Below are 26650 nucleotides of genomic sequence, written 5' to 3' on the forward strand. Positions count from 1 at the left end.
TGCGCGACGCGCTGGGCCGTCGCGGTCAACTGATCGCGCCAGCCGCTTGGCATGGCGCGTGCAGGAATATGTCGCACATGGAAGTGTTCGTTCAGCAATTGATCAATGGCCTGACGCTGGGCTCGATCTACGGCCTGATCGCCATCGGCTACACTATGGTGTTCGGCATCATCGGCATGGTGAACTTCGCCCATGGCGACGTGTTCATGGTGTCGGCCTTCATCGCGCTGATCGCCTTCCTGATCCTGACGACCTGGCTCGGCGTCGGCTCGGTGGTGTTGGCGCTGTTGATCGTGCTGATCGTCTCAATGCTGTTCACCTCCATCGTCGGGTGGACCATCGAGCGCCTCGCCTACCGGCCGTTGCGCGGCTCCTTCCGCCTCGCGCCGCTGATCTCGGCGATCGGCATGTCGATCTTCCTGATGAACTTCGTGCAGGTGACGCAGGGCCCGCGCAACAAGCCGGTTCCGCCGATGCTGTCGGACGTCATCGTGGTGATGCAGGAGGGCTCCTATCAGGTGACGATCTCCTACAAGCAGATCATTATCATCGTCGTCACCTCGGTGATGCTCGCCTGCTTCTGGTACGTGGTCCAGAAGACGCCGCTCGGTCGCGCCCAGCGCGCCTGCGAGCAGGACCGCAAGATGGCCGCCCTGCTCGGCGTCAATGTCGACCGCACCATCTCGCTCACCTTCGTGATGGGCGCCGCGCTCGCCGCCGTCGCCGGCACCATGTACCTGATGTATTATGGTGTTGTGAGCTTCGCCGACGGTTTCGTGCCGGGCGTCAAGGCGTTCACCGCCGCGGTGCTGGGCGGCATCGGCTCCCTCCCCGGCGCCGTATTGGGCGGGCTTCTGATCGGCCTGATCGAGACCCTGTGGTCGGCCTATTTCTCGGTCGAATACAAGGACGTCGCGGCCTTCTCCATTCTCGCCATCGTTTTGATCTTCATGCCGCAGGGCATTCTCGGCAAGCCAGAGGTCGAGAAGGTGTGACATGAAGAGCGACGCTGCGACCGCCCGCGCCGATTTCGCCGCCGCCCTCAAGGATGCCGCGATCGCCGCTTTGATCGCGCTCGGCGTCACCCTGCCGCTGGTCGGCTTCCGCACCGACCAGGGTCCCGACTACAAGTTGATCCTGACCACCCGCTTCGACCTCGTGGCGGTGATGGTCGCTCTGGTGTTCGCAGCCCGTCTGGCGCTCACGCTGTGGACCGGCCACCGCCCGCACGCGGCCGGCTCCTCGGCGGTGCTGGAGCGGCTGAAGCCGGCCGGCAGCGCGCTGTTCCGGCTGGCCGGCCCGGCGCTGCTCGGCTTGGCACTCGTGCTGCCGTTCCTGCCCGTCACCGGCCGCTACGAGCTCGACCTCGGCATCCTCATCCTCACCTACATCATGCTGGGCTGGGGGCTGAACATCGTGGTCGGCCTCGCCGGGCTGTTGGACCTCGGCTATGTCGCCTTCTATGCGGTGGGTGCCTATTCGTTCGCCATCATCTCCACCCAGGTGATCCCGGCGACGCTGCCCGCACTCGGCCCCTGGGCGTTCTGGATCTGCCTGCCCATCGCCGGCCTGCTGGCGGCGTTCTGGGGCATCGTCCTCGGCTTTCCGGTGCTGCGCCTGCGCGGCGACTATCTCGCCATCGTCACTTTGGCGTTCGGCGAGATCATCCGCATCGTGCTGCTGAACTGGCAGGACTTCTCGGGCGGCCCCAACGGCATCGCCTCCATCCCGCGCCCGACCTTCTTCGGCCTGCCCTTCACGCCGGGCAAGGACGGGTTTGCCGCGACCTTCGGCCTTCACTTCGACCCCACCCACCGCATCGTCTTTCTCTATTACGTCATCCTGATGCTGGCACTCATCACCGCCTTCGTCTCGACGCGGCTGCGCCGCCTGCCGATCGGCCGCGCCTGGGAGGCGTTGCGCGAGGATGAGATCGCCTGCCGCTCGCTCGGCATAAACACCACCAACACCAAGCTCACCGCCTTCGCGCTGGGCGCGATGTTCGGCGGCTTCGCCGGCTCGTTCTTCGCCACGCGGCAGGGCTTCATCTCGCCGGAATCCTTCAACTTCATGGAATCGGCGATGATCCTGGCCATCGTGGTGCTGGGCGGCGCCGGCAGCCTGCTCGGCGTGGTGATCTCGGCCATCGCCATGGTCGGCGGCGTCGAGATGTTGCGCAATCTCGAATTCCTCAAGAGCGTCTTCGGACCGAACTTCGATCCCACCCAATACCGCATGCTGATCTTCGGCCTCGTGATGGTGCTGATCATGATCTGGCGGCCGCGCGGCCTCATCGCCACGCGCCGGCCCTCGATCGCGCTGAAGGAGAAGAAGACCATCTCCAGCGACCTCATCCAGGAGGGCCACGGATGAGGCGCTGGGAGAACGAGCCGATTCTCGCGGTCGAGCACCTGACGATGCGCTTCGGCGGTCTGATCGCCGTCAACGACCTGTCGTTCCAGGCCGGCCGCGGCGACATCACCGCCATCATCGGCCCCAATGGCGCCGGCAAGACCACGGTGTTCAACTGCGTCACCGGCTTCTACCGGCCGACCGAGGGCCGCATCGCCCTTGTGCATGGCGATGCTGCGACGCTGAAGGCCCATCTCGGCCCGGTGACCGCGCACGACCGCGGCTTCGCTCGCTTTGCGGACGGCGCGGTGTTCCTGCTGGAGCGCCTGCCCGACCATCTGGTCGCCCGCCACGCCCGCGTCGCCCGCACCTTCCAGAACATTCGCCTGTTCCAGGGCATGACCGTGCTGGAGAACCTGCTGGTCGCCCAGCACAACGGGCTGATGCACGCCTCCAATTTCACCGTCGGCGGGCTGATCGGCCTGCCCGGCTTCCGCAAGGCCGAGAAGGCCGCGGTCGCGCGCGCGGTGCACTGGCTGGAAAAGGTCAATCTGGTGGCGCGCGCCGACGATCCGGCCGGCGACCTGCCCTATGGCGACCAGCGGCGGCTGGAGATCGCCCGCGCCATGTGCTCGGACCCGGTGCTGCTCTGCCTCGACGAGCCGGCCGCCGGCCTCAACCCGCGCGAGAGCGCGGCGCTGAACGCGCTCCTGCTGTCGATCCGTCAGGAGACCGGCACCTCGATCCTCTTGATCGAGCACGACATGAGCGTGGTGATGGAGATCTCCGACCACGTCGTCGTGCTCGACTATGGCGTCAAGATCGCCGACGGCAGCCCCGAGGAGATCAAGAACGATCCCAAGGTGATCGCCGCCTATCTCGGCGTCGAGGACGAGGCAGAGGTGGAGAAGATCGTGGAGGAGGTCGGCCTTGACTGACACGCTGACCTCTGCCCCCCTCGCAGCCCCGGCCCTGCGCGAGCCGCTGCTGGCGGTGCGCGGCGTCGAGACCTTCTACGGCAAGATCCAGGCGCTCAAGGGCGTCGACCTCGACGTCAATGAGGGCGAGATCGTCACGCTGATCGGTGCCAATGGTGCCGGCAAGTCGACGCTGATGATGACGATCTTCGGCCAGCCGCGCGCGCGCGCGGGCGCCATCCGCTTCGGCGGCCTCGACATCACCAAGCTGGCGACCCACGACATCGCCGCGCTGCGCATCGCCCAGTCGCCGGAAGGCCGGCGCATCTTCCCGCGCATGACGGTGTTCGAGAATTTGCAGATGGGCGCGGCGGTGGACGGCTACGTCCATTTCGACGACGACCTGGAGCGCATGTTCGCGCTGTTCCCGCGCTTGAAGGAGCGGCTGCACCAGCGCGGCGGCACGCTGTCGGGCGGCGAGCAGCAGATGCTGGCGATCGCGCGGGCGCTGATGAGCCGGCCGCGCCTGCTGCTGCTCGACGAGCCCTCGCTCGGCCTCGCGCCGCTGATCGTGAAGCAGATCTTCGAGGTGATCGACGAACTCAACCGCTCGGAAGGACTCACCGTGTTCCTGGTCGAGCAGAACGCCTATCACGCGCTCCGGCTCGCCCATCGCGGCTACGTCATGGTCAATGGCACCATCACCATGGCCGGCACCGGCCGCGAGCTCCTGGAGCGGCCCGAGGTCAAGGCCGCCTATCTCGAAGGCGGACGAAAATAGAGCCGTGCGTGTACGAGCGGGAGCCGGTGTTGCGAACGGGGATGCGATGACGCAGGAATCCGAGACGCGTTCGCGGAGTCAATCGAACCTGCGGACGCTGGAGACATCGCGGTGAATACGGCCATGGACCACGCCTCCGACAATCCGCTCTCCGGCGGCTCGTTCTTCGCGGCGCAGTCGCTCGGCCCGCTCCTCGCCCTCGCCGCGGTGGTGGCATTGCTGGTCGTCGATCCCGCGCTGGTGATCGAGGTTTCCACGGGCGACTTCATCATCGTCACCGTGCTGCTCGGCGGTGGCGCGGCGTGGCTGTCGGGACAGGCGGTGGCCGAAACCTGGCGGCCCTATGTGCAGCTTCTCGCCTATATGCTGATCCTGGCCGCGGCGGTTCGGTTCATCCATTACGCGCTGTTCCACGGCACGCTGCTGTCGCTGCCCTATTACACGGTCGACTTCATCATCCTTGCCGCCATCGCCAGCCTCGGCTACCGGACGACGCGGGCGCGCCAGATGGCCACGCAATATGGCTGGCTCTATGTGCGCCGCGGCCCGCTCGGCTGGTCGATCACGAGGGACGACGAGACATCCGCCAGCCCGTGACCGGAACGCGGATGGCGGCGACCGAAGGCTTCGGCCACCCGGTCGGACGGGTGTTGCAAGGTCTTGAGTTATCGCATGTTCCTTCGCAGGACCGGTCTCCACTTTTGCGGAGAATGCTCTAAGCTGCCGATTGCGAACCGGCGGATCCGTCTTTTCTTGCGCGCAGGATCAGCCGGCTCCGTCGAGTTGTTCGAAGCTCCACGGCTCAACCCCCACGCCAACTGACACTGGGAGAACCGTATGAAAAAGCTCACCTTCGCGAGTCTGGTGCTCGGCGCCAGCCTGGCGTTCGGCGGTGCCGCCGCCGCCCAGGAGGACATCGCCATCGCGGTCGCGGGGCCGATGACCGGCGGCGAGGCCACCTTCGGCCTGCAGATGCGCAACGGCGCCGAACTGGCGGTGGCCGATCTCAATGCCGCCGGCGGCGTGCTGGGCAAGCAGATCCGCCTCCTGGTCGGGGACGATGCCTGCGATCCGAAGCAGGCCCGCGCGGTGGCCGAAAAGCTGGCCGGCGAAGGCGTGGTGTTGGTCGCCGGACATTTCTGCTCATCGTCGTCGATTCCCGCGTCCGACGCCTATGCCGAGAACGGCGTGCTGCAGATCACCCCGGCCTCGACCAACCCGCAGTTCACCGAGCGCGGGCTGTGGAACACCTTCCGCGTCTGCGGCCGTGACGACCAGCAGGGTGCCGTCGCCGCCGCCTACATCGCGAAGAACTTCAAGGGCAAGAAGATCGCCATCCTTCACGACAAGTCGACCTACGGCAAGGGACTTGCCGACGCCACCAAGGCCGCGCTCAACAAGGCCGGCGTCAAGGAGACGATGTACGAAGCCTACACCAAGGGCGAGAAGGACTTCTCCGCCCTGGTGTCGAAGATGAAGGCCGCGCGCATCAATGTCGTCTACGTCGGCGGCTATCACACCGAATCCGGCCTGATCCTGCGCCAGTTGCGCGAACAGGGCCAGAAGACCCAGCTCATCTCCGGCGACGCCATGGTCACCAAGGAGTTCTGGCAGATCACCGGCCCGGCCGGCACCGGCTCGCTGATGACCTTCGGCCCCGACGCCCGCAAGAAGCCCGCCGCCGCCGCGGTGCTGGAGAAGTTCAAGGCCAAGGACATCGATCCGGAAGGCTACACCCTCTACACCTACGCCGCGATCCAGATCTGGGCGCAGGCCGTCGAGAAGGCCGGCACCACCGATCCCAAGACGGTGGCTGAGACCATCCGCGCCGGCCAGTGGGACACGGTGCTGGGCAAGCTCGGCTTCGACGCCAAGGGCGACATCACCGTCATCGACTATGTGTTCTACATCTGGAACAAGGACGGCACGTACAACGAGATGTGAGCCTGGGCGCTGCCCAGACGATCGCCACACACGATCACGACGCCCGCCCCTCGGGGCGGGCGTTTTCATATCCTCCGAGCCTCACCCGAGCTTGCCCAGCGCCGGGACCGCTTCGAGGATGAGATAGGCGGCATCCGCCACCCAGCCGAACAGGAAGGCGAGGCCGGTGACGACCAGCAGCACCCCCATCGCCTTCTCGATCAGGCCGAGATGGCGCTTCAGCCGGCCGGCGACGCGCAGGAACGGCCCCACGAACAGCGCCGCGGCCAGGAACGGCACGCCGAGCCCGGCCGAATAGACCGCGAGCAGCCCCGCCCCCTTGCCGAGCGTCGAATCCGCCGCCGCCACCGCCAGGATGGTGGCCAGCACCGGGCCGATGCACGGCGTCCAGCCGAAGGCGAAGGCCAGCCCCATGCCGTAGGCACCGGCGAGCGACACCGGCCGGCGCACCTCGGCCCGCACCTCGCGCATCAGGAACGGGATGCGGAACAGGCCGAGGAAATGCAGGCCCATGATGATGATGGCGATGCCGGCGACGGTGGACAGCACCGTCGAATAGGTGCGCAGCACCTGGCCGATCACCGAGGCCCCGGCGCCGAGCGCCACGAACACGCTGGAGAAGCCGAGCACGAACAGGGCCGCCGCCGCCAGCGCCCGGCGCGCCGCCGCCGGCTCGGCCTCGGTCTGCAGCCGGTCGAGCGTGGTGCCGGCGAGATAGACCAGATAAGGCGGCACCAAAGGCAGCACGCAGGGCGACAGGAAGCTGATCAGTCCTGCGACGAACGCGGCCGGAAAGGTGACGTCGGTCATGGATCGCCCTTCTGGATCGCCCTCTTTGGAACGGAAGCGCACGGGCGAAGGCGCGGGCGTTTCTTACACCAGCCGCCATCAGAATCGAGGCGAGATCGCGCGGGGCTGTCGTGCACCGGTACGGCGGACCGCACAAAAAGCAAATCCCGCGCCATTCTCGCCGGACTTGCCGCCGGGCAGCCGGCATCGACGATACCGGGATTCGAAAAATTTGAAGAAAATTGAACGCGATGGTCGTCATGGCCGACCGGCATTATATGCGTTTATACGCACCACTTTTCACAGTCATTCTCACCTCGGCTTAAGGCCAAGAGCGGTAGGCTTCACCGTCACCGCCGGACAGAAGGCGAGCGCGAAGCTCGCTCTCGCCGATCGTCCGGTCGGGCGCGTCCGTCCGTGGTCCACACGGCGCTGCGGCCGGTGCATCGCCCCGATGCGCCGGCCGCCCACCCGGCGGCCGATCCAGCGGCGCACCGCCGCCGCCCGGACATCCACCTTCATGACATCCGCCTTTATGACACCCGCCGGCATGGAACCACGCCCGGCCGCAGTCATTGACCCTGCGACCGCCGCAATCTGAGACTGCAAACTCGAGAGGGGATGATGCGCGCCATCCCTTACATCACCCGCCTCCTGCTCGCCGCCCTGCTGCTGGGCGCCGCGGCGACCGTGCCCGCGCGGGCGCAGGTCCACACGCTGCGCACCGCCGACAGCGTCCTCCAGGTCGAAACCGTCGCCTCCGGCCTGGAGCATCCCTGGGGCCTCGCCCAATTGCCGGACGGCAATCTCCTCGTCACCGAGCGCCCGGGCCGGCTCAGGGTGGTGTCGCCGGACGGCCGGCTGTCGCCGCCGCTGAGCGGCGTGCCGAATGTGTTCGCCGAGGGCCAGGGCGGCCTGCTCGACATCGCGCTGGCACCCGACTTCGCCACCAGCCGGCTGGTCTATCTGGCCTTCGCCGAAGCCGGCCGCGACGGCGCCGGAACCGCGCTGGCCCGCGCCCGGCTGGCCGAGAGCAATGATGCGCTCACCGACCTCAAGGTGATCTTCCGCCAGGAGCCGAAGGTGCCGGGGCCGAACCATTTCGGCGCGCGCATCGTCTTCCGGCCGGACGGCACGCTGTTCCTCACGCTCGGCGAGCGCTTCAAGTTCCAGCCGGCGCAGGATCCGCGCAGCCACCTCGGCAAGATCGTGCGCCTCGGCCCGGACGGCACGGTGCCGAGCGACAACCCGTTCGCCGGCCGCAAGGAGATGCGGCCCGAGATCTTCTCGCTCGGCCACCGCAACATCCAGGGCGCGGCGCTGCATCCGCAGACCGGCAGGCTGTGGGTCGCCGAGATGGGGCCGCGCGGCGGCGACGAGATCAACATCGTCGAGGCCGGTAAGAACTATGGCTGGCCGAAGGTGAGCTGGGGCACCCATTATGACGGCAGGCCGATCCCGCTGCCGCCGAGCCATCCGCGATACGCCGACGCCATCCATCATTGGACGCCGTCGATCGCGCCATCGGGCCTGGCGTTCTATGCCGGCGACGCCTTTCCCGCTTGGCGCGGCAACCTCCTGGTCGGCGCGCTGGCGGGGCAGAGCCTGGTGCGCCTCACGCTCGACGGCGACAAGGTCACCGGCGAGGAGCGCATCCCCGTGAGGTCCCGCATCCGCGACGTGCGCGTCGCCCCCGATGGCGCCATCCTGCTGCTGACCGACGAGAATGACGGCGCAATCCTGCGCCTCACCCCGGCGCGCAATTGACGCCGCCGCGGCGACAGGCTCCACTTCCCATATGCGCAACCTGATCACCGACGTTCCCGGCCTCGCGGTCGGGCAGGCCGAAGACCCGACGGTCGCCTCCGGCGTCACCGCCATCCTGTTCGACACGCCGGCCACAGCCTCGGTCGACGTGCGCGGCGGCGCACCGGGAACCCGCGAGACCGACCTGCTGTCGCCCGAGAAGACGGTCGGCGCCATTGATGCCATCGTGCTGTCGGGCGGCTCGGCCTTCGGGCTCGACGCCGCCGCCGGCGTGCAGGCGCTGCTGGCCGAGCGCGGGCGCGGTTTCGCCATCGGCGATGTGCGGGTGCCGATCGTCACCGCCGCCGTGCTGTTCGATCTCCTCAATGGCGGCAACAAGGCGTGGGGCCGCTTTCCGCCCTATCGCGAGCTGGGCTACGCCGCGGCTGCCGCCGCCGGTCCGGACTTCACGCTCGGCACGGCCGGCGCCGGCTACGGCGCCACCACCGCCGATCTCAAGGGCGGGCTCGGCTCGGCCAGCACGATTGCCGACAGCGGCCACATCGTCGGCGCGCTGGTCGCGGTCAATGCCGTGGGCAGCGCCACCATCGGTCTGGGCGGCCATTTCTGGGCGGCGCCGTTCGAGCAGGACGGCGAATTCGGCGGCCGCGGCCTGCCGTCCACATGGCCCGCCGATGCCGCCAAGCTGAAGATGAAGGGCGCCGATCCTGGCGCCAACACCACCATCGCCGTGGTCGCCACCGACGCCGTGCTGACCAAGCCCGAGGCGCGCCAGCTCGCGGTGATGGCGCAGGATGGGCTGGCACGCGCGCTTCACCCCGTCCACACCCCGCTCGACGGCGACACGGTGTTCGCCGCCGCCACCGGCCACCGGCCGATGGCCGACCCAATCTACGACCTGGCGCGGCTAGGCGCGGCGGCGGCGATCACGCTGGCGCGGGCGTGCGCCCGGGCGGTGCATGCCGCGAGCGCCCTCCCCCTGCCCGGCGCGCTGCCGGCTTGGCGCGACCGCTTCGGTGGTTGAGGGTCCCTACTCGGCCGCCTGATGGGCGTCCTCGTCGTCCGGCCCGGCGCCGGTGAGAAAGGCGTGGGTGCGCGGCGCGCCGGGACTTCCCCGCAGCAGATCGAGGTCTTCCGGGCCATCGACATCGAGCGCGAAGGAGCCGAGCTCCAGCACCCGCACCGTCAGGCCGGCCCGGTTGGCATTGTCGATATGCGCAAGGCAGCTGTCGGGGCCGAAGGCGAAGGCCGGCGGCCGCGCCAGCCGGAACGCCAGCGCATTCGTGCCACGGCCGTGGCGGTCCGGCACCACCACCAGATCATGCTCGGCCGTCGCCCGCAGCAGGCGGACGATCTCGCGCGGCTGCACCATCGGGATGTCGGCCGCCAGCACCAGCGCCGCGGTGTCCGGCCGATGCGCGCCGAGGATGGCCACGGCGCAGGCGAGATGAAGATTGAGCCCGGCGCCGGGCGCCGCCTCGACCACCAGACCGCGGCGGCCGGCCAGCCGCCGCGCCGACAGCGGATCTTCGGCGACCAGCGCCACGTCGGGCACCGGGCGCAACGTGCGCGCCGCCGCCACCACGTCCTGCGCCATCGCCCGCTGCAGGCCGCGGCGCTGGCGCGGATCGAACGCGTCCGCGAGCCGTCCCAGCGTGCCGGCGGCCGCCCTGAGAGGAATGATGACGATCGGTTTGATCATGTCCCTGAATCCTCAACGCACACCGGCAGCGGAAGAGCACCTGCCTGCGGCATGGCTGCCCCGCTCATGCCAGCATCTCGGGCAAGGTGACGACCGCGATGCCGGCGGCATCCAGCGCATCGCGACAGGCGCGGGCCACCGCCAGCGCGGTCGCCTCGTCGCCGTGCACCCCGAGCGAATCGAACCTGGTTGGCAGGCGCCTGCCGCTCGCCGACACGATTTCCCCCGTCACAACCATCTGCACGCACCGCTCGGCGGCGACCCTGGGATCGGTGATCACCGCACCGGCCACCTTACGCGACAGCAGGTTGCCGTCGTCGCCATAGGCGCGGTCGATGAACGCCTCGCGCGCCAGCGGCAGCCCGAGTGTCTTCGCCGCCCGCTCCATCGCCGAGCCGGCCAGCGCCAGATAGACGAGGTCGCGGTCCACCGCCTTGATGCCCCGGCCGATAGCTAGGGCATAATCGTCATTCACCGCGGCCATGTTGTGGAGCGCGCCATGCGGCTTGACATGCGTCACTTTGAGCCCGCCATAGGCGGCGATGCCGGCCAGCGCGCCGATCTGGTAGGCGACGAGGTATTCGAGATCGGCAGTCGACATGTCGATGCGGCGGCGCCCGAACCCCCACAGATCGTTGAAGCCGGGATGGGCGCCGACCGAAACGCCGCGCGCCTTGGCTTTCAGCACGGCCTCGTGCATCACCGTCGGGTCGCCAGCGTGCATGCCGCAGGCGACATTGACGCTTCGCACGATCTCCATGATCGCTTCGTCATTGCCGATAGCGTAAAGTCCGAAGCCCTCGCCGATATCAGCGTTAAGGTTTATGCGTTCGGCCACCAAGCACCTTCCTTCCGGCAAGCACCCCGTCCGGCAGGGACCAAAATAATCCGTAAAATTGATTCAAATACATCGTTTTCACTCGCAAACTCGGCCTATGATTAATTCGTTAAGGTTTACAACCAGCACGAAAACCCCGAAGTCGCGCACACTGGAGCAGTCATGCGCTTCCTGCCGTCCGGCGACAGCGCCCTTGTCGTCGAATTCGGCGACACCATCGACGCCGAGGTGAGCGCGCGGGTCACCCGCCTCGCCGGCCGCATCGCCGCCTGCGCCATCCCCGGCGTGCGCGAGCTGTTGCCGACCTTCCGCTCGCTGATGGTGTTCTACGATCCGCTTCTCATCGGCCAGGGCGAGCTGATGGCCGCCATTGCGCCGCTGGCCGCCGACAGCGTTGCGGCAGCCGCGCCAGGCCGGCTGTGGACGATCCCCGTCTGCTACGCGCCGGAGCAGGCGCCGGATCTCACAGCGGTCGCAGAGGCAACCGGGCTCGGCACGGACGAGGTGGTGCGCCGCCACGCCGGCATCACCTACCACGTCTATATGCTCGGCTTCCTGCCGGGCTATCCCTATCTCGGCGATGTCGACGCCGCATTGCGGCTGCCGCGGCGCACGACGCCGCGCACCCGCCTGCCGGCGGGCTCGGTGGCCATCGCCATGGCCATGACCGCGATCTATCCGGTCGAAAGTCCCGGCGGCTGGCATCTGATCGGCAACACGCCGGTGAAGCTGTTCGACCTCGCCGCCGATCCGCCGGCCCTGCTGGCGCCCGGCGACAGGGTGCGCTTCCGCCCCATCCCGCAAGCGGAGTGGCAGGCCATCGCCGCGGCAGTGGCGGCAGAGCGCTTCCGGCTCGACCCGGAGCCGCTGCCGTGAGCACCCTCCTCGTCCACCGTCCGGGCCTTTCCACCACGGTGCAGGACCGCGGCCGCTTCGGCCTGCAGCGGTTCGGCGTGCCGACCTCTGGCGCGCTCGACCCCGAGTCCTATGCGCTGGCCAACGCCCTGGCCGGCAACCCGCCGGACGCCGCGGCCCTGGAGATCCGGCTGGCCGGGCCGGCGCTCGAAGTGGAGGCCGAGAGCGCCATCGTCGCGCTGGTCGGCGGCGACACGCCGCTCGCGATCGGCGGCCCCGCCCCGCGCACCGTTCCGCCCGGCCGCAGCGTGCGGGTGGTGACGGGCGACGTCATCGAGGTTGCGGGCCTGCGCGCAAGCTCGACCGCCTATCTGGCGGTGCGCGGCGGCATCGATGTGCCCGCCGTGCTCGGCAGCCGCTCGACCTTCCTGCGCGGGCCGTTCGGCGGGCTGGAAGGCCGGGCGCTGCGGTCCGGCGACCGGGTGCCGCTCGCCAACGCCAGCGCGCCGGACGCGCCGGAGCGCGCTTTGCCCACCGGCACCCTGCCGAAACGGCCGGACACGCTGCACGTGGTGCTCGGCCCGCAGGCCGACCTGTTCACCCAAGAGGCGATCGAAACGTTCCTCGCGGCCACCTACACCGTCACCCACGAGGCCGACCGCATGGGCATCCGCCTGGAGGGCGAACGGCTTACCCACGCCGGCGGCTTCGACATCGTCTCCGACGGCATCGCGCCGGGCGCCATCCAGGTGCCGGGCTCCGGCCAGCCGATCGTGCTGCTCGCCGACCGCCAGACCACCGGCGGCTACCCCAAGATCGCCACCGTGATCTCCGCCGATATCGGCGGCGCCGGGCGGCTCGGCCCCGGCGATCGCGTGCGCTTTTCCGCGCTCGACGTGGCCACAGCCGAGCAGCGCGCCCGCGCCCACCATCGCGCGCTCAAAGCCGCGCTCGCGCGCATCGCCCAGGCCACGGTGGGCATGATCGACGAGGCCGCGCTGTACTCGGAGAACCTGATCCACGCCGGGCCGTTCGAGTGACGAGGTTTCCGGCTCACTTCACCGCCAGATCGGTGGTGGCGACGAGGTAGCGCCGGTCGATGCCGGTGAGGCCGACCTTGAACACCGCGAACACCACCGCCACCACCGGCGGCTTGGTCTTGCGGTCGAGCACCACCACCTCGGCGATGGCATAGCCGATCGGGCAGCCGCGGCTTGACGGGATGCGGCTGTCCTCCTGCAGGCGGCGGATGCGGCTGCCGTCGAGCTTGAGCAGATCGACCACCAGCCCCACCGACTCGCCGGCAAAGCCCTCGCAGCCCTCGGCCGGCAGCAGCTTGGGCGTCAGCCGCACCTTCGCCGGCCCGATCGCCGGGATGGTCACCACCACCTCGTCGCCGCGGTCGATCGGCTCGCCCGGCGTGCGTTCGAGCAGCGTCACGCCCGGCGTGTCGAGCCCGAGCTTGCCCCAGCGCTTCTCGGCGCTCTCGCCGATCTCGCGGCGGGCATCGCGCGGGGTCTTCTCGCGGTCGCGCAGCACGATGGAGATCGGGCTGTCGGGCAGCCACTTGTCGCTGGTGACGTCGATGGCATGGACCGACGCATAGGGAAACCACGTATCCGGCTCGCGTCCGGACTGGGCGTAGGCGAAGTAGCGGCCGTCGGCGGAGAAGCCCAGCACCAGCAGTTCCGCCTCGTCGCCCGGCGTCGCACCCACCCGCCAGGGCCAAAGCCCCACCAGCAGCACGGCGAACAGGATTGAAACAACGCGGCGTACCATGAGACCCGGCCAATCCGAACGGCGGCATCGTGGTCGCTCCCACCCCGCCCGGCACAGGCGGATGCCGGGCCACAGCCGACGTCACAAGCGTTTCCGTCATCAGCGATTTATCAAATTTTAGCAGTAACCGGAACCTCCCCCCGCGCACGCCGCGGTTGCGGGCGGAAATCGGCGTCACCATAACCTCTCGTCAATCGGTAGATTCGATGGTGGTTCTCCACGCTCGCGGTGAACCATGCACTCCTTCCGCCTTCCTGCCGATGAAACCCAGCGTCTCGACGCGCTGCGCCGCTACGACGTTCTGGACACCCCGCCCGAGGAGTCGTTCGATCGCCTCGTGCGGCTGGTGACGCGGCTGGTCGGCACCACGGCGGCGGCGATCGGCTTCACCGACGCCGACCGCCACTGGCTGAAGGCGCGCATCGGCATCTCCCAGCAGGAGTTTCCGCGCGACATCTCCTTCTGTGCCCAAACCATCCTCGAAGACCGGCCGCTGGTGGTCGAGGATGCGCAGGACGACCAGCGGTTTTCCACCAATCCGCTGGTCTGCGGCGAGCCGGGCGTGCGCTTCTATGCCGGCGTGCCGATCCGCACCCGCGACGGCTTCAACATCGGCGTGCTGTGCGCGCTGGACACACGGTCGGACCGCGGCCCGCTCACCAACGAGCAGATGGCCAGCCTGCGCGAGCTGGCCGAGCTTGTGGCCGACGAACTCGAGCTGCGGCGAACGGTCAAGCGGCTCGGCTGCGAACTCACCCGCCGCGCCGAGGCCGAGGCTGCCCGCGCGCTGAGCGAGCAGCGCCTGCAGGACTTTCTCGACACCGCGACCGACTGGCTGTGGGAGACCGACGAGCAGCACCGCTTCGTGTTCGAGACCAGCAGCGGCGCGGAGCGCTGGGGCTTGTCGCCGGCCCTCGGCCGCACCCGCATGGAGCGCTCCGGCGGCGATCCGAGCGATCCGAAATGGCGCGCCCACCTCGCGGATCTGGAGGCACGCCGGCCGTTCCGCGGCTTCCGCTTCGCCATCCGTGCCGCCGACGGCTGCCTCGTCTACATGTCGGTCAGCGGCAAGCCGGTGTTCGACGCCGACGGCACCTTCCGCGGCTATCGCGGCACCGGGCAGGACGTCACCGCGCGCATCGAGGTCGAATCGGCGCTGCGCGACATGAACGCGCGGCTGTCGCTGCTCTACACCTCCGGCGTCATCGGCGTGGTCACCTGCGAGGGCGACCGCATGGTCGAGGCCAATGACGAGTTCCTGCGGATCATCGGCTATTCCCGCGCCGACGTCGCCGCCGGCATCCGCTGGTCCTCGTTGCGGCCGGCCGACCAGACCAGCCGGGACGCCGAGGTGCTGGCCGAGATGCGCGCGACCGGGCGCAGCCGGCTCTACGAGACCGAGTGCCTCACCAAGGCCGGCGGCCGCGTGCCGGTGTCGATCAGCGCGGTCTCGGTCGACCGTGCCCAGCGCCTGTGGATGGCGCTGGTGCAGGACATCAGCGAGCGCAAGGCGGCCGAGGCGCAGATCCGCGACCTGGCGTTCCGCGACACGCTCACCGGCCTGCTCAACCGCCGCGCCTTCAACGAGGAGCTGGGGCGGCGGCTCACGAGCTGCGATGCGCACGACGCGATCGGCGCGCTGCTGTTCATCGACCTCGACCATTTCAAGGATGTCAACGACGCCATCGGCCATGACGCCGGCGATGCGCTGCTGCAGGAGATCGCCCGCCGGCTCCAGCACGGCGTGCGGCGGCACGATCTGGTGGCGCGCCTCGGCGGCGACGAGTTCGCGGTGGTGCTGAGCGACATCGGCTGCGCCGACGACGCGGCGGTCAAGGCCTCGCGCCTGCTCGAATCCTGCCGCCAGCCGGTGCGCCACGCCGGCCACCTGATCCACACCAGCGCCTCGATCGGCGTCACCATGTTCCCCCGGGACGGGATGGAGCCGGCGCAGCTCCTGAAGAACGCCGATGTCGCGCTCTACCGCTCGAAGTCGAGCGGCCGGCGCACCGTGTCGTTCTTCAACCCGGCGATGATGGCCGAGACCGTGGCCCGCATGGAGCTGATCGCCGAGCTGCGCAAGGCGATCGAGGACCAGCAGTTCCGCCTCGCCTACCAGCCGATCATCGACCTGTCCGGCCGGCGCCGGCTGGCCGGGTTCGAGGCGCTGGTGCGCTGGCAGCACCCCGAGCGCGGCGTGCTCGGCCCCGGCGCGTTCCTCGACGTCGCCACCTCCGCCGGGCTCGACGGCGAATTGTGCGCCTTCACCATCAAGGTCGCCGCCCGCCAGATGCGGGCCTGGCTCGACCAGGGATTCGACCCCGGCTATGTGGCGATCAATCTGTCGGCCACCGAATTGCGCGACTCGTCGGTGCCCGCCCGGGTGGTTGCCGCGCTGGCGGAGAACCGGCTGCTGCCGCGTCACCTCGAAATCGAGATCACCGAGAACGTGGTGATCTCGCAGGACAGCAAGATCGAGGCAAACCTGGAAGCGCTGCATCACCTCGGCGTGCGCATCGCGCTCGACGATTTCGGCACCGGCTATTCCTCGCTCGCCCACCTCAAGCGCTTCCCGGTGGACGTGCTCAAGATCGACCAGTCCTTCGTCCGCGACATGGAGACCGATCCGGAGGACGCGGTGATCGCCCGCACCATCGTGCGCCTCGCCCACAGCCTCGATCTCAAGGTGGTGGCGGAGGGTATCGAGACCGAGGGCCAGCTCGCCCGCCTGCGGCGGATGGGCTGCGACCACGGGCAGGGGTTCCTGATCGCCAGGCCGGCGCTGGCGGAGCCGACGACGGCCTGGCTGGCCGCCCGCCAGCGCCGCGGCCCGAATGTGGCCTGATACGGCTTCCGGCTGACCAAGCCGGAAACCGCATACCGATCGCCGAAAATCCCGCTATCGAAGAAGGGGTTTTCGGCGAGACGTTTCCGGTATCCCGAAGGGATCGACCGGAAACCGTCTGATCCGAAATCCGGCTGATGGAACGCCGGCCCCAGGGGCCGGCGCTCGCATCGCGCATCACGCCGCGGGCTGGTGCGACAGGCGGCGCTTCAGCGTGATCGCCAGCGAAACCATGGTGATGCCGAACACCGCGGCGTAGACGCCGAGCCACCACGTCACCACCAGCGCGCCGATGAACGGCGCCGCGAACAGGGCCACGCCGAACAGCACCGAGGCAACGCCGGCAAGGCCGAGCCACACCCGGCCGTGCTCGGCCTTGAGGCGGAACGCCGCGCCGATTTCGAGAAAGCCGGAGATGATCGCCCACATCGCGAGCAGCACGATCAGCGCCTCGACCGAGATGCTCGGCCACACCACCAGGATGCCGGCCGCGGTGAGGCTGACCAGCCCGTCGAACACCAGCGACGCCCACTGCTCGCCCATCCGTGCCGCCCGCACCGCCGAGACGATGCTGAACACGCCGTCGACGGCGGCATAGGCGGCGACGAACACCACGAGCGAGACCAGCGTCGGGCCGGGCAGCACGAAGGCGCACAGGCTGAAGGCCAGCGCGGCCAAGCCGCGGATGAGGATGGCCCACCAGTTCTTGGCCAGCATGCCGCTGGCGTCCACCGGCTCATACGCCGCGGTTCCGGCCGTGGAGTTGAAGTCGGACATTCTGTGCTCTCCTGAATCGGGCTGTTGTCGAGCCAAGTGAAGGGCCGCCTGAATCACTTGAACCCAAGCTTGGGCTGAGGTGGGCGCGGGGGCATGCAGGCGCAAGTCTCTAGAGCATTTTCCTTAAAAGTGGATACCGGTTCTGCGAAAGACGCGCCGGGCTGCGTTCGCGAAAATGCAGCCCTCCGGGGTCTTGAGAGGCCGCTTGCCGTCCTCGCCGGATCGGCGGGCGCTCCCGCCGGCGCCGCTCGCGTCGGGCCGCGGGCCGGCTGGCCTCCGATCGGCCGATCTGCTACAGCGCGGCCAACCCTCCAACCTTTTGAGCGACCATGATCCCGCGCTATTCCCGTCCGCAGATGGTCTCCATCTGGGAGCCCCAGGCCCGTTTCCGCATCTGGTTCGAGATCGAGGCCCACGCCGCCGACGCCCAGGCCAAGCTCGGCGTCATCCCGGCCGAGGCGGCTGCGAAAGTCTGGGAGAAGGGGCGTGACGCGGTGTTCGACGTTGCGCGGATCGACGAGATCGAGCGCACGACCAAGCACGACGTCATCGCCTTCCTCACCCACCTCGCCGAGATCGTCGGCCCCGAGGCGCGCTTCGTCCACCAGGGCATGACCTCGTCGGACGTGCTCGACACCTGCCTCAACGTGCAGCTCACCCGCGCCGCCGACATCCTGATCGCCGACGTCGACGCGGTGCTGGCGGCACTGGAGAGGCGCGCCTTCGAGCACAAGCTCACCCCCACCATCGGCCGCTCGCACGGCATCCACGCCGAGCCCACCACCTTCGGCGTCAAGCTCGCCGGCCACGCCGCCGCGTTCCAGCGCGCCCGGACGCGGCTGGTGGCGGCGCGCGCGGAGGTTGCCACCTGCGCCATCTCCGGCGCCGTCGGCACCTTCGCCCAGATCGACCCGGCGGTGGAGGCCCACGTCGCCGACAAGATGGGCCTCGCCATCGAGCCGGTCTCGACCCAGGTGATCCCGCGCGACCGCCACGCGATGTTCTTCGCCACGCTGGGCGTGGTGGCCTCGCAGGTCGAGAATCTCGCCATCGAGGTCCGCCATCTGCAGCGCAGCGAGGTGCTGGAGGCCGAGGAGTTCTTCTCGGAAGGGCAAAAGGGCTCCTCCGCCATGCCGCACAAGCGCAACCCGGTCTTGACCGAGAACCTCACCGGCCTTGCCCGCATGGTGCGCGCCTATGTGACGCCGGCCCTGGAGAACGTGGCGCTGTGGCACGAGCGCGACATCTCGCACTCCTCGGTCGAGCGGATGATCGGGCCGGACGCCACGGTGACGCTCGACTTCGCGCTGGCGCGCCTCGCCGGTGTCATCGACAAGCTCGTCGTCTATCCCGGCAATATGCAGAAGAATCTGGACAGGCTCGGCGGCCTCGTCCACTCCCAGCGCGTCCTGCTCCAGCTGACCCAGAAGGGCGCGAGCCGCGAGGACGCCTACCGGCTGGTGCAGCGCAACGCCATGCCGGTGTGGCGCGGCGAGGGTGACTTCCAGACGCTGCTGTTGGCCGACGCCGAGGTGCGCAGCCATCTCTCGGAGGCGGAGATCGCCGAACTGTTCGACCTCGGCTTCCACCTGAAGCACGTCGACACCATCTTCCGGCGGGTGTTCGGGCGGGCGTGAAAGCCGTGGCAGACTCCTGTCGTCCCGGGCAAGCGGCGCACGCCGCGCCACCCGGGATCGTTTTCAGGAAGGGCGTCTTGTTCTGAGAACGATCCCGGCTCACGCCTCGGCCGGGATGACGACATCGTCAGCTATTGCGCCCTACGGGATGGCGTCGATCACGCGCAGAACGTCCCCGGGGAAAGCACTCAGCTCCCGGCCTTCAGCTCGAGGAGGGCCTGCGCCAGCAGCTCTTCCATGGTGCGGCGGATCTGGTGATCCGACTGCTGCACGCCGGCGTCGTCGAAATCCTTGCGGATCTTGCGGAACACGTCCTCGTCACCGGCCTCCTCGAAGTCGCTCATCACGACCTCGCGGGCGTAGACGTCGGCGTCCTCGCCGGTCTTGCCGAGCTTTTCGGCCGCCCACAGCCCGAGCAGACGATTCCGGCGCGCCGTCGCCTTGAAACGCAGTTCCTCGTTTTGCACGAATTGCTTTTCGAACGCATCCCCGCGCTTATCGAAAGTGGTCATGGTGGCGCTCTCGTCCCTTGCTCGTCCCTTGGCAGGATTGTCTTAAGCTGTCGCCTTGCGGCACGCTGAAAAACCCCGCATCCGTTTCGTGTCTCGAAGGATTGCACACCCCAGGCCAGCGGCCGAAACGGCGAAACTCTGCCCGGGAAATGCTGCGATGTTCGGCATCATGCAAACTCTGGCGCGCGATCGGCCACGCACGTCCGCCTGTGAATATAGAGCCCCCCCTGGCAAATCAACTGCCGCCACCCCGTCCGGCCGGTGCAAACGCCCCCCGGATGGCCCGCGTTGTATCCGCTGCCTCAATCGGCTAGTGTCCCGCCGGTCGCGGACCTGCTCCGCGACACGACTCGCGACGCGTGATGCTCACGCGCGGCCGGACCAGATCCACCGGAGACCCGGCAGGCAATGGATTTTCTTAAGCCCAGGTACACCCCTATGAGCCGTCGTCGGCGCATTTACGAAGGCAAGGCCAAGGTTCTCTATGAGGGCCCCGAGCCCGGCACCTTGATTCAACACTTTAAGGATGATGCCACGGCCTTCAACGCCAAGAAACATCAGGTGATCGACGGAAAGGGGGTGTTGAACAACCGCATCTCCGAGTTCATTTTCCAGAAGCTGAACGACATCGGCGTGCCGACGCACTTCATCCGCCGGATGAATATGCGCGAGCAGCTTATTCGCGAAGTCGAGATCATCCCGCTTGAAGTCGTGGTCCGCAACGTTGCGGCTGGCTCGCTGTCGACCCGCCTCGGCATTGAGGAAGGCACCCAGCTTCCGCGTTCGATTATCGAGTTCTACTACAAGAACGACCAACTGAACGACCCGCTGGTGTCGGAAGAGCATGTGACGGCGTTCGGCTGGGCGACCCCCCAGGAGATCGACGACATCATCGCCCTCGCCATCCGGGTCAACGACTTCCTGTCCGGCCTGTTCCTCGGCGTCGGCATCCGTCTGGTCGACTTCAAGATGGAATGCGGCCGGCTGTGGGAAAACGACATGATGCGGATCGTCGTCGCCGACGAGATCTCGCCCGACTGCTGCCGCCTGTGGGACATGAAGAGCGGCGACAAGATGGACAAGGACCGTTTCCGCAAGGACATGGGCGGGCTGATCGAGGCCTACACCGAAGTGGCCCGCCGGCTCGGCATTCTCGGCGAGAATGAACGGCCCCAGGGCTCCGGCCCGATTCTCGTCAAGGGCTGACGTTACGCCGCCATGACGGCTATGCCGCGGGGGCCGAGTGCCCCCGCGGTTGTTTGTCCCCCCGCGAACGTTTCAGGACCGCACCGGCCGCGGTGCGAAAGGAGGCCGCCGATGAAGGCCCGCGTGTATGTCACGCTCAAGACCGGAATTCTCGATCCGCAGGGCAAGGCGATCGAGGGAGCGCTGAAGTCGCTCGGCATCGAGGGCATCGCCAGCGTCCGCCAAGGCAAGGTGTTCGACATCGAGATCGCGCCGACGGCGGACCGGGCCGGCACCGAGAAGCTTCTGGCCGCCGCCGCCGACAAGCTGCTCGCCAACACGGTGATCGAGAACTACCGCGTCGAGATCCTCTGATCCGCCTGCGGGCCGCGGCCGTCGCAAGGGCGGCTTTATCGGCCCGGCAGGCTGCCTCGATCTCCGCCAGGTTGGAGACTGCTCATGAACGCCGCCGTCATCGTCTTCCCCGGCTCGAACCGCGAGCGCGACGTCGCCTTCGCGTTGGAGTTGGTGTCCGGCCGGAAGCCGGCGCTGGTGTGGCACGCCGACACCCAGCTTCCCCCCGGCACCGACCTCGTGGTGCTGCCCGGCGGCTTCTCCTATGGCGATTACCTGCGCTGCGGCGCCATCGCCGCCCGCGCCGCCATCATGGAGGCGGTGCGTGCCCACGCCGCCCGCGGCGGGCTGGTGCTCGGCATCTGCAACGGCTTCCAGATCCTGTGCGAGGCGGGCCTCTTGCCGGGCGTGCTGATGCGCAACAAGGACCGCCGCTTCGCCTGCAAGGTGGCGCATCTCAAGGTCGAGCGCACCGACACACCCTTCACCCGCGCCTATGCGCCCGGACAGGTGATCGCCATTCCCTGCGCCCACGGCGAAGGCAACTACATCGCCGACAGGAAGACGCTGGAGAAGATCGAGGGCAACGGCCTCGTCGCCTTCCGCTACTGCTCCGCTGCGGGCGAGGTCGGCCCCGCCTTCAATCACAATGGCTCGACCAATTCGATCGCCGGCATCTTCTCGCCAAAGCTCAACGTGCTCGGCATGATGCCCCACCCTGAGAACCACGTCGACGCCCGCCTCGGCCCCACCGACGGCCGCGGCCTGTTCGCGGGCTTGGTCGACGCGCTCGTGAAGGCGGCCTGACCGCCCACCCTCGTCGCCAGGGCTGCAACCCGGCAGCGTGACCGCCGGGGCGGTTTCGGCTAGTCTTGCGGCATGAATGCCCCCCTCACCCGCGCCCCCATTACCGCCGCCGCCACCGACCTGCCGCGCCGCGCCTTCAGCGTGGCCGAGGTCGAGCGCATGGTCGAGGTCGGCCTCTTGCTGGAGGACGAGCGGCTGGAGCTGATCGGCGGAGAGCTGGTGATGATGTCGCCCAAGGGCCTTCGGCACGAAGTTATCAAGAAGGCGCTGCTGCGACACTGGTTTCAGCGGCTGCCCGAAGCACTGGATTTGATTCCGGAAACCACCTTCCGCTTGGCGCCCGACACTTATCTCGAACCTGACATCGTCGTGTTCGACCGCGCCCGCGGCCTGAAAGCGCTGAACGGCGATACCGCCCTGCTGGCGGTCGAGATCGCCGATTCCAGCCTCGGCTACGACCTTGCCCGCAAGCCGCGCATCTACTCAGCCTTCGGCGTGCGCGAGCTGTGGGTGATCGACGCCGTCCACCTCGTCACCCATGTCCACCGCGACCCGGCGCCGCTTGGCTATCGCGACGTCGTCGCCCACGCCGCCTATGAGACCCTGACGCCGCTGTTGGCCCCCGCCCTGCCCCTGACGCTCACGGCGCTCGATCTGGCGGAATAGCCCGCCTCATCGCCGGGGTGCGCAATCCGCAAATCCGGGTTAGAAGCCCCCTCGACCTCCCGCACGGACCCAGGTCGGTCCCGATCGCGCACGTTCAATCGCATGACACACGCCACCACCCCGCCCGAGCCCGCCATCACGCCCGCGCTCATCGCCGAGCACGGGCTCAAGCCCGACGAATACCAGCGCATCCTCGACCTGATCGGGCGCGAGCCGACCTTCACCGAGCTCGGCATCTTCTCGGCGATGTGGAACGAGCACTGCTCATACAAGTCCTCGCGCATCCACCTGCGCAAGCTGCCGACCGAGGCGCCCTGGGTGATCCAGGGTCCGGGCGAGAACGCCGGCGTCATCGACATCGGCGACGGCGATGCGGTGGTGTTCAAGATGGAGAGCCACAACCACCCCTCCTATATCGAGCCCTACCAGGGCGCGACCACCGGGGTTGGCGGCATTCTGCGCGACGTCTTCACCATGGGCGCGCGGCCGATCGCCTGCCTGAACTTCCTGCGCTACGGCCATCCCGACCACCCCAAGACACGGCCGGTGCTGGCCGGCTCAGTTGCCGGCATCGGCGGCTACGGCAATTCGTTCGGCGTGCCGACCATTGCCGGCGGCGTCGGCTTCCACACCCGCTATGATGGCAACTGCCTGATCAACGCCATGGCGGTCGGCCTCGCCAAGACCGACGGCATCTTCTACGCCGCCGCGGCCGGCGTCGGCCTGCCGATCGTCTATCTCGGCTCCAAGACCGGGCGCGACGGCATGGGCGGCGCCACCATGGCCTCGGCCGAATTCGGCGAGGGCTCGGAGGAGAAGCGCCCCACCGTGCAGGTCGGCGACCCGTTCGCCGAGAAGCTGCTGCTGGAAGCGTGCCTTGAGATCATGGCCAAGGATTGCGTCGTCGCCATCCAGGACATGGGCGCCGCCGGCCTCACCTGCTCGGCGGTCGAGATGGGCGCCAAGGGCAATCTCGGCGTCGAGCTCGACCTCGACAAGGTGCCCTGCCGCGAGACCGGCATGACCGCCTATGAGATGATGCTCTCCGAAAGCCAGGAGCGCATGCTTATGGTCTTGAAGCCCGAGAAGGAGGCCGAGGCCGAGGCGATCTTCCGCAAATGGGGGCTCGATTTCGCGGTGGTCGGCCACACCACCGACACGCTGCGCTTCGTCGTCAAGCGCCATGGCAAGGTGATGGCCGATCTGCCGATCAAGGAGCTGGGCGACGAGGCCCCGCTCTATGACCGGCCGTGGATCAAGCCGGCGCCGTGGCCGGTGCTGGAGGCCTCAGCCATTCCGGCGCCGATGTCCAACGCCGACGCGCTCGTCAAGCTGCTGGCGACGCCCGACCTGTGCTCCAAGCGCTGGGTGTGGGAGCAGTACGACTACATGATCCTCGGCAACACCGTGCAGCGCCCCGGCGGCGATGCCGGCGTGGTGCGCATCGCGCCCGACCAGACCAAGGCCCTGGCGATGACCACCGACGTCACCCCGCGCTATTGCGAGGCCGACCCGTTCGAGGGCGGCAAGCAGGCGGTGGCGGAAGCGTGGCGCAACCTCACCGCAACCGGGGCCAAGCCGCTGGCGGTGACCGACAACCTCAATTTCGGCAATCCCGAGCGGCCCGAGATCATGGGCCAGTTCGTGTTCTGCCTGAAGGGCATCGCCGAGGCCTGCCGCGCGCTCGATTTCCCGATCGTGTCGGGCAATGTCAGCCTCTACAACGAGACCAACGGCCGCGGCATCCTGCCCACCCCCACCATCGGCGGCGTCGGCGTGATCGACGACTATTCGAAGGCGGCAGGGGTCGCCTTCCGCGCCGAAGGCGAGGCGATCTTCCTGGTCGGCGAGACCACGGGCTGGCTCGGCCAGTCGGCCTATTTGCGCGACATCGTCGGCCGCGAGGCCGGCGCGCCGCCGCCGGTCGATCTTGCCGCCGAGCGCCGCAACGGCGATTTCGTGCGATCGCTGATCACCGAGGGCGGCGTCACCGCGGTGCACGACCTCTCCGACGGCGGCCTCGCCATCGCGCTGGCCGAGATGGCGATGGCGTCGGGCATCGGCGCCGCCATCGACACCCTGCCGGACGGCCCGGCCCACGCCGTGCTGTTCGGCGAGGACCAGGCCCGTTACCTCGTCACGGTTGCGGCTGCCGACGCTGCGGCGTTCACCAGCCGGGCGGCGGCGGCCGGCGTGCCGGCGCTGCGACTCGGCACCACGGGCGGCGATCGATTGACCCTGCCGGGCGAGCGCCCAATATTGATCGGCGATCTGAAGACGGCTCATGAATCGTGGCTGCCGACCTATATGGCGGGGCCGGCGTGATGCGGAATCCGGCCGCCGGCCGGAGTTCCGCAATTCCGGTCGCCGAAAATCCTGCCCTCGAAGAGGATTTTCGGCGAGTGAGCCTTGGATTTGTGAAGGAGACCCGCCGCATGGCGATGAAGGCTGACGAAATCGAGCGGCTGATCAAGGCGTCGCTGCCCGACGCGGTGGTGATGATCAAGGATCTGGCCGGCGACGGCGACCATTATTCGGCGCTGGTGATTTCGGAGGCGTTCCGCGGCAAATCCCGCATTCAGCAGCACCAGCTCGTCTATGCCGCGCTCAGGGACAGCCTGGGCGGCGAGCTGCACGCGCTGGCGCTGCACACCGCGACGCCCGATACCGCGCCGGTGCATTGATCGCCGGGCCCAAGCGCCCGACCCCAAGCGCCCGGCCCTTGCCTTTGGTCCGGGGCCTCCCAACTTTCCGTTTCGAGAGACCGCGCGCGAGGCGCAGAAAGGGTTTGCCGCCATGAGCATCCACGACACCATCGACGCCGAGGTGAAGGGCAATGACGTTGTCCTGTTCATGAAGGGCTCGCCCGACATGCCGATGTGCGGCTTCTCCGGGCAGGTGGTCCAGGTTCTCGATTTCCTCGGCGTGCCCTACAAGGGCATCAACGTGCTGGAGTCCGACGAGATCCGCCAGGGCATCAAGGACTATTCCAACTGGCCGACCATCCCGCAGCTCTACATCAAGGGCGAGTTCGTCGGCGGCTGCGACATCGTCCGCGAGATGTTCCAGGCCGGCGAGCTGCAGGCGCTGCTGAAGGACAAGGGCGTCGCCATGCGCGAGCCGGCCTGAGGCAAGGGGCCTTCGTCGTCCCGGGCAAGGGCCGAAGGCCCGCGACCCGGGACCGTGTGCAGGAAAGGGTGCTTTGTTCTGCAGACGATCCCGGCGCTCGCTTCGCTCGGCCGGGATGACGACAAAAGTTGCCCGTCGTCCCGGGCGAATGGCGAAGCCATGAGACCCGGGACCGTTTTCCGAAATGTGTGTTTCCTGAGAACGATCCCGGCGCTGCGCTGCGCGCCGTCCGGGATGACAGCACCGCGACGACAGCACCACGTCGCACCGCCCGTCCCCAGACACGCGGAAGGCCGCTCGATGGAGCGGCCTTCCTGGTCCCCAACGGTCCCTGATTCGGGACCGGCCCACGAACTTTCGGCGCGATCTTACGATCAGCGCGAATAGAATTCCACCACCAGATTGGGCTCCATCACCACGGCGTAGGGAACCTCGTTGAGTTCCGGCACGCGGGAGAACTTGGCCGTCATCTTGTGGTGGTCGACCTCGACATAGTCCGGCACGTCGCGCTCGGCGAGCTGGGTCGCCTCCAGCACGATGGCGAGCTGCTTGGAGGCGTCCTTGACCTCGATATGGTCGCCGACCTTCACCCGGAAGCTCGGGATGGTCACGCGGCGGCCATTGACCTTGACGTGGCCGTGATTGACGAACTGGCGGGCGGCCCACACCGTCGGCACGAACTTGGCGCGGTAGACCACAGCGTCGAGGCGGCGTTCCAGAAGGCCGATCAGATTGGCGCCGGTGTCGCCCTTCATGCGGGCGGCTTCCTGATAGATGCCGCGGAACTGCTTCTCGGAGATCGAGCCGTAATAGCCCTTCAGCTTCTGCTTGGCCTTGAGCTGGGTGCCGAAGTCCGAGACCTTGCCCTTGCGGCGCTGGCCGTGCTGGCCGGGGCCGTATTCGCGCCGGTTGACCGGGCTCTTGGGGCGGCCCCAGATGTTCTCGCCCATCCGGCGGTCGATTTTATACTTGGCGTCGTGACGCTTGCTCATCTGTCGCAGGTCCTTGGATCAA

At 68.2% G+C, this 26650-nt stretch carries 26 protein-coding genes; 19 read left to right on the forward strand and 7 right to left on the reverse strand.

The annotated features are described in order from the left end of the window. Window positions 1-77 precede the first annotated feature (77 nt). The 6 genes from F1193_RS04305 to F1193_RS04330 all read left to right on the forward strand — a co-directional run bounded on the left by F1193_RS04305 (window position 78) and on the right by F1193_RS04330 (window position 5994). The gene (locus F1193_RS04305) at window positions 78-995 is read left to right on the forward strand and encodes a branched-chain amino acid ABC transporter permease (RefSeq protein WP_150096441.1); all 918 of its coding nucleotides are present in this window, start codon (window positions 78-80) and stop codon (window positions 993-995) included. A gap of 1 nt (window position 996) precedes the next feature. After that, window positions 997-2373 carry a high-affinity branched-chain amino acid ABC transporter permease LivM gene (gene livM / locus F1193_RS04310; RefSeq protein ID WP_150096442.1) on the forward strand — a complete coding sequence of 459 codons (1377 nt, stop codon included), beginning with the start codon at window positions 997-999 and terminating at the stop codon, window positions 2371-2373. After that, a complete protein-coding gene (locus F1193_RS04315; protein WP_150096443.1) occupies window positions 2370-3290 on the forward strand; it encodes an ABC transporter ATP-binding protein in 921 nt (306 codons plus the stop codon). Before livM ends, F1193_RS04315 begins: the two co-directional genes overlap by 4 nt. Further along, window positions 3283-4050, forward strand: coding sequence for an ABC transporter ATP-binding protein (locus F1193_RS04320; RefSeq protein ID WP_150096444.1), 768 nt, complete (start codon window positions 3283-3285; stop codon window positions 4048-4050). The genes F1193_RS04315 and F1193_RS04320 overlap by 8 nt, the downstream gene beginning before the upstream one ends. 123 nt (window positions 4051-4173) lie before the next feature. Then, a complete protein-coding gene (locus F1193_RS04325; protein ID WP_246164122.1) occupies window positions 4174-4647 on the forward strand; it encodes a DUF6867 family protein in 474 nt (157 codons plus the stop codon). Between the two features lie 240 nt (window positions 4648-4887). Next, window positions 4888-5994: a branched-chain amino acid ABC transporter substrate-binding protein gene (locus F1193_RS04330; RefSeq protein WP_150096445.1), complete on the forward strand. Its 1107-nt coding sequence runs from the start codon at window positions 4888-4890 to the stop codon at window positions 5992-5994. A gap of 81 nt (window positions 5995-6075) precedes the next feature. Here the strand turns inward: F1193_RS04330 and F1193_RS04335 are convergent, their stop codons facing one another. Next, window positions 6076-6804, reverse strand: a complete 729-nt coding sequence (locus F1193_RS04335; RefSeq protein WP_150096446.1) for a cytochrome c biogenesis CcdA family protein — start codon at window positions 6802-6804, stop codon at window positions 6076-6078. A 600-nt stretch (window positions 6805-7404) separates the two neighbouring features. On the opposite strand from F1193_RS04335, the gene F1193_RS04340 reads away from it, so the two are divergent. Next, window positions 7405-8550 carry a PQQ-dependent sugar dehydrogenase gene (locus F1193_RS04340; protein ID WP_150096447.1) on the forward strand — a complete coding sequence of 382 codons (1146 nt, stop codon included), beginning with the start codon at window positions 7405-7407 and terminating at the stop codon, window positions 8548-8550. Window positions 8551-8581: 31 nt separating this feature from the next. Next, window positions 8582-9574 carry a P1 family peptidase gene (locus F1193_RS04345; RefSeq protein ID WP_150096448.1) on the forward strand — a complete coding sequence of 331 codons (993 nt, stop codon included), beginning with the start codon at window positions 8582-8584 and terminating at the stop codon, window positions 9572-9574. A 6-nt stretch (window positions 9575-9580) separates the two neighbouring features. On the opposite strand, the gene cofC is transcribed toward F1193_RS04345, so the two are convergent. Both cofC and F1193_RS04355 read right to left on the reverse strand, forming a co-directional pair. Then, window positions 9581-10252, reverse strand: coding sequence for a 2-phospho-L-lactate guanylyltransferase (gene cofC / locus F1193_RS04350; protein ID WP_150096449.1), 672 nt, complete (start codon window positions 10250-10252; stop codon window positions 9581-9583). Window positions 10253-10316: 64 nt separating this feature from the next. Then, window positions 10317-11090 carry a LamB/YcsF family protein gene (locus F1193_RS04355; protein ID WP_150096450.1) on the reverse strand — a complete coding sequence of 258 codons (774 nt, stop codon included), beginning with the start codon at window positions 11088-11090 and terminating at the stop codon, window positions 10317-10319. A 162-nt stretch (window positions 11091-11252) separates the two neighbouring features. Between F1193_RS04355 and pxpB the strand changes: the two genes are divergently transcribed. Further along, the gene (pxpB, locus tag F1193_RS04360; protein WP_150096451.1) at window positions 11253-11966 is read left to right on the forward strand and encodes a 5-oxoprolinase subunit PxpB; all 714 of its coding nucleotides are present in this window, start codon (window positions 11253-11255) and stop codon (window positions 11964-11966) included. Continuing rightward, on the forward strand, window positions 11963-12985 hold the full coding sequence (locus F1193_RS04365) for a 5-oxoprolinase subunit C family protein (protein ID WP_150096452.1): 1023 nt from the start codon (window positions 11963-11965) through the stop codon (window positions 12983-12985). The genes pxpB and F1193_RS04365 overlap by 4 nt, the downstream gene beginning before the upstream one ends. Window positions 12986-12998: 13 nt before the next feature. Here the strand turns inward: F1193_RS04365 and F1193_RS04370 are convergent, their stop codons facing one another. After that, window positions 12999-13724 carry a DUF2259 domain-containing protein gene (locus tag F1193_RS04370; protein ID WP_150096453.1) on the reverse strand — a complete coding sequence of 242 codons (726 nt, stop codon included), beginning with the start codon at window positions 13722-13724 and terminating at the stop codon, window positions 12999-13001. A gap of 235 nt (window positions 13725-13959) precedes the next feature. Here F1193_RS04370 and F1193_RS04375 point away from each other — a divergent pair, with 235 nt between their 5' ends. Next, complete coding sequence (locus F1193_RS04375) at window positions 13960-16569, forward strand: sensor domain-containing phosphodiesterase (RefSeq protein WP_150096454.1); 2610 nt, start codon at window positions 13960-13962, stop codon at window positions 16567-16569. Window positions 16570-16746: 177 nt separating this feature from the next. On the opposite strand, the gene F1193_RS04380 is transcribed toward F1193_RS04375, so the two are convergent. Continuing rightward, the gene (locus F1193_RS04380) at window positions 16747-17346 is read right to left on the reverse strand and encodes an HdeD family acid-resistance protein (RefSeq protein ID WP_150096455.1); all 600 of its coding nucleotides are present in this window, start codon (window positions 17344-17346) and stop codon (window positions 16747-16749) included. A gap of 329 nt (window positions 17347-17675) precedes the next feature. Here F1193_RS04380 and purB point away from each other — a divergent pair, with 329 nt between their 5' ends. Further along, window positions 17676-18983, forward strand: coding sequence for an adenylosuccinate lyase (purB, locus tag F1193_RS04385; RefSeq protein ID WP_150096456.1), 1308 nt, complete (start codon window positions 17676-17678; stop codon window positions 18981-18983). A 188-nt stretch (window positions 18984-19171) separates the two neighbouring features. Here the strand turns inward: purB and F1193_RS04390 are convergent, their stop codons facing one another. Beyond that, window positions 19172-19495 carry a DUF1476 domain-containing protein gene (locus F1193_RS04390; RefSeq protein ID WP_150096457.1) on the reverse strand — a complete coding sequence of 108 codons (324 nt, stop codon included), beginning with the start codon at window positions 19493-19495 and terminating at the stop codon, window positions 19172-19174. 408 nt (window positions 19496-19903) lie between these two features. Here F1193_RS04390 and purC point away from each other — a divergent pair, with 408 nt between their 5' ends. The 7 genes from purC (at window position 19904) to grxD (ending at window position 25636) form a co-directional block, all read left to right on the forward strand. Further along, window positions 19904-20701, forward strand: a complete 798-nt coding sequence (gene purC / locus F1193_RS04395; RefSeq protein ID WP_126397435.1) for a phosphoribosylaminoimidazolesuccinocarboxamide synthase — start codon at window positions 19904-19906, stop codon at window positions 20699-20701. Window positions 20702-20812: 111 nt separating this feature from the next. Then, window positions 20813-21055 (forward strand): phosphoribosylformylglycinamidine synthase subunit PurS, encoded by a 243-nt coding sequence (gene purS, locus F1193_RS04400; RefSeq protein ID WP_150096458.1) that lies wholly within the window; start codon window positions 20813-20815, stop codon window positions 21053-21055. A gap of 84 nt (window positions 21056-21139) precedes the next feature. Continuing rightward, a complete protein-coding gene (purQ, locus tag F1193_RS04405) occupies window positions 21140-21841 on the forward strand; it encodes a phosphoribosylformylglycinamidine synthase subunit PurQ (protein WP_150096459.1) in 702 nt (233 codons plus the stop codon). Window positions 21842-21913: 72 nt separating this feature from the next. Next, the gene (locus F1193_RS04410; protein WP_150096460.1) at window positions 21914-22507 is read left to right on the forward strand and encodes a Uma2 family endonuclease; all 594 of its coding nucleotides are present in this window, start codon (window positions 21914-21916) and stop codon (window positions 22505-22507) included. Window positions 22508-22609: 102 nt separating this feature from the next. Next, window positions 22610-24832 (forward strand): phosphoribosylformylglycinamidine synthase subunit PurL, encoded by a 2223-nt coding sequence (gene purL, locus F1193_RS04415; protein ID WP_150096461.1) that lies wholly within the window; start codon window positions 22610-22612, stop codon window positions 24830-24832. A 110-nt stretch (window positions 24833-24942) separates the two neighbouring features. Continuing rightward, the gene (locus F1193_RS04420; protein WP_150096462.1) at window positions 24943-25191 is read left to right on the forward strand and encodes a BolA family protein; all 249 of its coding nucleotides are present in this window, start codon (window positions 24943-24945) and stop codon (window positions 25189-25191) included. Window positions 25192-25303: 112 nt separating this feature from the next. Further along, window positions 25304-25636 (forward strand): Grx4 family monothiol glutaredoxin, encoded by a 333-nt coding sequence (grxD, locus tag F1193_RS04425; RefSeq protein ID WP_150096463.1) that lies wholly within the window; start codon window positions 25304-25306, stop codon window positions 25634-25636. 374 nt (window positions 25637-26010) lie between these two features. On the opposite strand, the gene rpsD is transcribed toward grxD, so the two are convergent. Next, window positions 26011-26628, reverse strand: coding sequence for a 30S ribosomal protein S4 (gene rpsD, locus F1193_RS04430; RefSeq protein ID WP_150096464.1), 618 nt, complete (start codon window positions 26626-26628; stop codon window positions 26011-26013). Between the last annotated feature and the right edge of the window lie 22 nt (window positions 26629-26650).

This window comes from Blastochloris sulfoviridis, from assembly GCF_008630065.1.
Taxonomy (GTDB): Bacteria; Pseudomonadota; Alphaproteobacteria; order Rhizobiales; family Xanthobacteraceae; genus Blastochloris; species Blastochloris sulfoviridis.